This is a genomic window from Novipirellula sp., from assembly GCF_041583735.1.
GTDB lineage: Bacteria > Planctomycetota > Planctomycetia > Pirellulales > Pirellulaceae > Novipirellula.
The window spans coordinates 1-6124 of sequence record NZ_JBFHFD010000522.1; the positions used below are offsets into that span (position 1 = coordinate 1).

General features: G+C 54.2%; 5 protein-coding genes. 1 reads left to right on the forward strand and 4 read right to left on the reverse strand.

Annotated features, from left to right (window positions below; translation table 11 throughout):
• From ABX962_RS27305 to ABX962_RS27315, 3 genes are all read right to left on the reverse strand, one after another.
• Positions 1-2751, reverse strand: a 2751-nt coding sequence (locus ABX962_RS27305; RefSeq protein ID WP_372724157.1) for a PSD1 and planctomycete cytochrome C domain-containing protein, incomplete at its 3' end; no start/stop codon positions are given.
• 375 nt (positions 2752-3126) lie between these two features.
• Positions 3127-3840: a hypothetical protein gene (locus tag ABX962_RS27310; RefSeq protein ID WP_372724159.1), complete on the reverse strand. Its 714-nt coding sequence runs from the start codon at positions 3838-3840 to the stop codon at positions 3127-3129.
• Positions 3841-4092: 252 nt separating this feature from the next.
• Entirely contained in the window at positions 4093-5067 is a 975-nt protein-coding gene (locus ABX962_RS27315; protein ID WP_372724161.1) for an aldo/keto reductase, read from the reverse strand.
• Positions 5068-5148: 81 nt separating this feature from the next.
• Between ABX962_RS27315 and ABX962_RS27320 the strand changes: the two genes are divergently transcribed.
• Positions 5149-5364, forward strand: a complete 216-nt coding sequence (locus ABX962_RS27320; RefSeq protein ID WP_372724163.1) for a hypothetical protein — start codon at positions 5149-5151, stop codon at positions 5362-5364.
• Between the two features lie 578 nt (positions 5365-5942).
• On the opposite strand, the gene ABX962_RS27325 is transcribed toward ABX962_RS27320, so the two are convergent.
• Positions 5943-6124: hypothetical protein (locus ABX962_RS27325; protein ID WP_372724164.1), on the reverse strand; the 182-nt coding region annotated here is incomplete at its 5' end.

The following is a 6124-nucleotide window of genomic DNA, read 5'->3' on the forward strand; positions in this document are numbered from 1 at the left end:
CAAATGTAGCAAGCTGTCCCGCACTGCTTGTGATTCCATGCGGCGAGTGTTCATCCGCCAGTAATAAGCGTTCGTCGGATCCGCCGCTAGCGTGCTGGGGTCAGCCTCCAGCGTCGAACTGCGTAATTGGTAGGCCTGCGAAGTGACCATCAAACGATGCAAGTGCCGGAAACTCCAACCCGATTCGATGAATTCCGAAGCCAGGTAATCGAGCAGTTCGGCATGCACGGGGCGTTTCGCTTGCAGCCCAAAATCGAACACCGATTCCACCAGGGGCTCGCCAAAATGCCGCATCCAGACGTGGTTCACTGCAACCCGAGCGGTCAAGGGGTTATCGCGATCGACGATCCAGCGTGCCAGAGCAAGTCGGCGGCCTGTGCTTTGTTTCGGATAGGTGGCCGCATAGGTCTCAAAGTTATGTGCGGGGGTCTCCAGTGCCTTGCGTGATCCACGAAGCGGCGTGTAGGTTCCGCTACCTGCCGCAACTTTTTTTAACAGATCGACGGCCTTGGCCTGTTTCGCTTCTGCCGCTTTGATCTTTTTCTTGTCTCCTTGGTGCAGCCGCTTTTCGTACAACGATTCGGCTTGCATCCACTCGGCTTCTCGCTGGGCAGCCAGTTGGACCGCGGCGGCTCTCGCTGTGGGGTCTGCGCCGGCATCGAACTGCAATTGATCCGCCGCGACGATTGCCGAAACCCGCTCCGCGTCGGCTTTCGCGACATCCAGTTTTGCCACGGCCAACGCGACCGCTTTCTCCGTTGACTCGGCGGTCAACGCGGGTTGATTGCCAGCGGATTTCAGTTCCATCTCCTCAGGCAGTGACCGTAGCGTCAGCTGGTCAAAGGCGACGGTTGCATCGAATCCAGACACCGTCAATTGACCTGCGAGGCGGCGATCGGGTAGCTCGTAGGCAATCAAAAATGTGTCATCGAGCCAGACATTGACGAGACGATCACGGACTGCGAAACGAAGTAGGTAAGACTTGCCCACTTTAAGTGTGACCGATTTCATCCCCTCGCGTGGATAGACGTTCTTGCCATTGCGTGCGAAAGCCACTTGCACCTTCTGGCCCGGTTCGTGTGCGCTGCTGTAGACAAAATTATTGTATTTTGCATCGTCACTTTGATCAAAGCGAAACGTGACCGATTTATATGTGCTGCCGCCGGTAACTTGGTAACGACAGGTCAATTCGAAGTCTTGCGGCGGTGTGTTTCGCAGTTTTAATTCATGCCCTTCGCGAGTGACCGCAGTTTGGTGTAGCATCCCGTTGCGGAGCTCCCAACCGTCGCCCACGAGTTCCCAGCGTTCGTCATCAAGTTGGTCAAAGGGTTCATCGATGGGAGCAAAATCACGCTGTGAGTCCGGCTGCGTCGCGGAAACGTTAGACATCGCAGCTTCGTGACGCTGGCGAGCGGCGGTCAACTCACTTTGCGCAGCGGCGATCGCCTTTTGGGCGTCCGCAAGTTTCGCTTGTTGAACGTAATCCCGCGTACCCGGTGCATAGGCGAAACGGGGAAGGTCTACGGGTGTGATCGGCGGAGCGAAGCTCGCCAGGATCGCGGGCACCGAAGGGGTGATTTCCGTCTCTTTGTCAGGCTTGTTCTCATCGCCGCGGAGGTGCAAGAAGGTCTCCGCATCGAGATGGTCATCAAACACGCGGGGCAATCCATCGACATCAAAGTTGGTGACGCCCGCAACGGGATCAAGACGGACTTGATGCGGTTCGAAGATCGCCCGGAAACGATAGTAATCGACGTGCGTGATTGGATCGTATTTGTGGTCATGACACTTGGCACAGTTCAGCGTCAATCCGATGAACGCCTTGGCGGTGTGTTCGACCGTCGAGTCAAGCCAAGTCGTGCGATTGAAAAGATAGTAGTTGCGGGCGAGAAAACCGGTCGCACGCACAACATCGGGATCATCCGGTGCAAGCTCGTCTCCGGCTAGCATTTCAAGCACCATTTGGTCGTAGCCCTTGTCGTGATTAAGCGAATCGACGATCCAGTCTCGCCAATGCCAAAGATGTTTCTGGCTGTACCGCAATTGGGCTCCCAAACCATACCAATCGCTGTAGCGCCAAACATCCATCCAGTGCCGTGCCCAGCGCTCGCCGTGCTGAGGGCTTTCGAGCAACTCGTCGACAATCGTTTCCCATGGCCGTTCGTCACGCAGTTGCTCGGTGGTGGGCGGTAATCCAACCAAATCCAAGTACAATCGCCGCAGCGCGATCGATCGATCAGCCAATGGGGTTGTTTGCAAACCATGATCGCGACGTTTGACATCCAACCATTGATCAATCGGATTGGCACTGGATTCGGTCACAGTGTCGGAGCGCAATTCGGGCAACTCAGGCCGCACAATCTTTTGGAAAGCCCAGTGCGATTCGGGGCCCATTGGAATTGCTTCCTCCGGCGTGATCGCTCCCTCGTTGATCCAGTCTCGCAGTAATGCAATCTCATCCGGTTTCAGTGCCGCCCCGTCTTCGGCTGGCGGCATGCGATCATCCGGTTCGGCGACGATACGCTCGATCAGCAGGCTGGCGTCCGCATCGCCTGGATCGATCACCCCGGACTCGAGCATCAACGGCAACGTCTCTAGACGCAGATCACCCTCTTGTTTGAGCACGCCGTGGCACGAGTAGCATTTTTCCTCGAGAATTGGCTTGATCTGCGTTAGATAGTCAACACCCGACGCCAGAGAGGCGGAACATATCGGCAACAACAGTCCGACGAGGCAGATCACAATACGCATACCGGTCTCCTCCGCAATCTATACGGCGCGCGACCTCAGAGGTCGCAGCGAGACTGTTGGCGTTACCCGGCGACAACAGTGTTAGGTGGGGATGGGGGGCAGCAGGTGGGCAATGGGTGGGCTGGGGCGATGTTGTCCCCAGGAGCGAAAGTCTACGAACGAAAGTCTAACAGAAGCCGCGCTAGAAAGTGCAACGAATCGCACCCAACAAAGCTGAAACACCAACAAATAGTGAAGTTGGGGCCGGTTCCCACCGGCCAGGAGCGATGGTTGGCTGGTGCCGTAGGCTATAGATTAGGGGCGATCGGTGGATGTCCGGCTCCGACTGCCACGCATGTGGACGGCCGGTAGGAACCGGCCCTACTTTGCTGCATTTTAGAACGCTTCGTGGATCTTGAAGCGATTGGCACGCATTCCTTTGAATTCTTGGCGCAGATATTTGAGTGTTTCGTTCGGGTCATTCAAGGCAAAGTCAAGAAACTTCTCGGTGACCGTTATCAACACACCGCCCTCTAGTTCTTCTGTCTTAAACGCGGGAGTGTTTAGCAGAAACTCACGACCATACTTTTCAACATAACGAGGTCCAAAATACGTCGTCCAGAAAAGATGGCGACATTTGACTTCGTCGAGTGATTTGTCTGTGAACTTAGTCCCCCACACATCGTCGACAAAGGCGATTTTAACACCCATTTTGGAAACGATCAGTTTCAAGAACTCCACACGCCCCGTCGCCAGCTGTTGAATAATTGTTTCGAAACCTTCGCGATCGTCCCTCCAACCACTAGCGGAAATCCTAAACGATTTGTCGCAAATTCCGTCACCGTATAGGGCAAGAAATCCTTTTTTTACCTCATCGCTTTCGATTGCAGTGTTTAAAAGTGGATGCGTACTCCGTATCGATCCAATTAAACGGCCATCTGGTTTTATTTTCGATTCAGGATCCAGCATTATTGGCGGAGGGAAAGGGGCCGATTTATAGAATTCTGCACCTAACTCGTATAAAAATTGAATCATTTTGTGATGGAAAAAATTCACCCCACCTTCAAAATCACAACTAAAGAACCATGCATCGACGCGTCGAACCGTCACTGTTTATATCCCATCCAAGAACAAACTTAATAATCAACACACACCGAATTGAAGTAGGGCCGGTTCCCACCGGCCAAGTACGTTGGACGACCGATTCCGTCGGCCTACCATGTGGACGGCCGGTAGGACCGGCCCTACTTTGTTTCCGCCCGAGCCTGAATCGGCGGAGGCCACAACGGGTAGCTAATAGGGTGCATTTCTTTCGAACCCTCAATCGTCATCGCCTGCGTTCCATTGCCGCTAAGTGAAATGCTAATACACGCCGCGAATTTCAGCTTCAATCGACGACGCATAAAGCTCCGCAAGCTGTCGATGCGTTGAGCCACTCAACCGATCCAAGTCCGACACCACGGTGTTGTCCGTCACTTGTGACGGTTTGGAGGCTCCAGTGATTACCGTGGTCACCGCTTCGTGGTCCAGGATCCACCGCTGGGAAAACTGGGCCATCGTCATGCCATCCGGAACCATGGTTTTGATCTGGTCGGCCAGGGCAACTCCGGTCTCGAAGGGCAGCCCTGCAAAGGTTTCGCCGACATTAAACGCATCGCCATCGCGATTGTAGTTGCGGTGATCGTCGGCGGCGAATTGCGTCTGGTTCGTGAACTTTCCCGCCAGCAGCCCGCTGGCCAGCGGCAACCGCACAATGATTCCCACCCCCTGATCCCTGGCGCGATCAAACAGGGCGATGATGGGTTTCTGGCGGAAGATATTAAAAATAATCTGCAGAGACGTCAGTTCTGGTTGCTCGAGGATGCTAACCGCCTCGTCCATCGACTCCACGCTCGCGCCAAAGTTTTTGATCAATCCGCCGCGTTTGAATTTGCGCAGCCAGTCGAATATGTCTCCCGCAGCCATGACTTCCGGCGGTACACAATGCAGTTGCACCAAGTCCAAGCTATCGACCCCCAGGCGACTGATCGATTCGCAAATATGCTGTTTGAGGATTTCGTCAGAATACGGACCAGGATAGTTTTGGCGACCCACTTTGGTAGCGACAAAGATTTGATCGCGGTGCTGTTGAATAAATTGTCCGATCAGTTTCTCGGAACGTCCGCTACCGTAGACATCCGCCGTATCAAAAAACGTAACGCCATGGTCCCACGCCGTTTCCAATATCTGCATCGCTTGCGAATCACTGACGCTGCCCCAATCGGCGCCCAATTGCCAACATCCCAGGCCGATTTCGGAAACCAAGCGACCGCTATTACCAAGAGTTCTCGTCTTCATGTTCGTTTTCAATCAGGTGCGTACAGCGTCGTAAAGAATCCAAGAAAGCGTACTCGGTTTCATTCGAATCAGCCAGTTGCGGTGTTATGCGTCCGCCAAATTTGGAATACGGCTGAGGCAGGGCATTACAACTTCCATCCGACCGAGGTGATCGCCGCATCAACCAACAATCTGCGATATCCCCATGCTGGCCGAAATGTTTCTGCCCGCCGGCTATACGGCGTTTGGCGGACGTGGCCGAAACAACAGTCGAGCGAACTGCTGCGTCGTTTTACCGAGCGTAATGTCGGTTACTGATTGGGGCAGGAAAATGGAAGGGGCAGGAACATGAGACACCGCATTGTTGTCTTGCGATCTGCATCTTTTTGCCCTCCATCTATTTGCCTGTCGGCGGTGTGGCGGTTGGTGGACGTGGCGGAACCGTGAGTCGAGCGAGCAGCGGCGTTGCATCGCCGAGGCCGACGTTGCTCACTAAAAAGGGCAAAAACATGAAGTGGCAAAAAGATGGGATACCGCAGATTGGTTCGATATTCTGAATATCTTCCTGCCCGCCAGTTATCTGGCGATTGATAGACGTGGCCGAAACAACAGTCGAGCGAGCCGCTGCGTCGTTTTACCGAGCGCAATGTCGGTGATTGAATTGGACAGGAACATGTAAGGGGCAGGAAAATGGGACACTGCAGATAGTTCTGCGATCTGAACATTTTTGCCCCCCATCTTTTTGCCTTCCTGCGGCGCGGGCTTAATGGATGTTGCGGAACCAATAGCCGGCTAGGCAGCGATGTTGTATCGGCGAGGCCAGCGTTGGTTACTGAAAAGGGCAAAAAGATGAAGGGCAAAAAGATGGGGCACCGCGCACTGGTTCTATATTCTGACTATCTTCCTGCCCCCCGCATGTTCCTGCCCGCCAGTTTTCTGGCGTCTGATAGACGTCGCGGAAACACGATTCGAGTGAGCAGTAGCGTCGTATTACCGAGCGCAATGTCGGTGATTGAACCGGGCAGGAAAATGTAAGGGGCAGGAAAATGGGACACCGCAGATGGTCTCGCAATCTGAA

What these genes read in the sequence shown, in the direction of transcription:
- ABX962_RS27315 (WP_372724161.1), bottom strand. Translation starts at nt 5,067, where the DNA reads ATGAAGACGAGAACTCTTGGTAATAGCGGTCGCTTGGTTTCCGAAATC.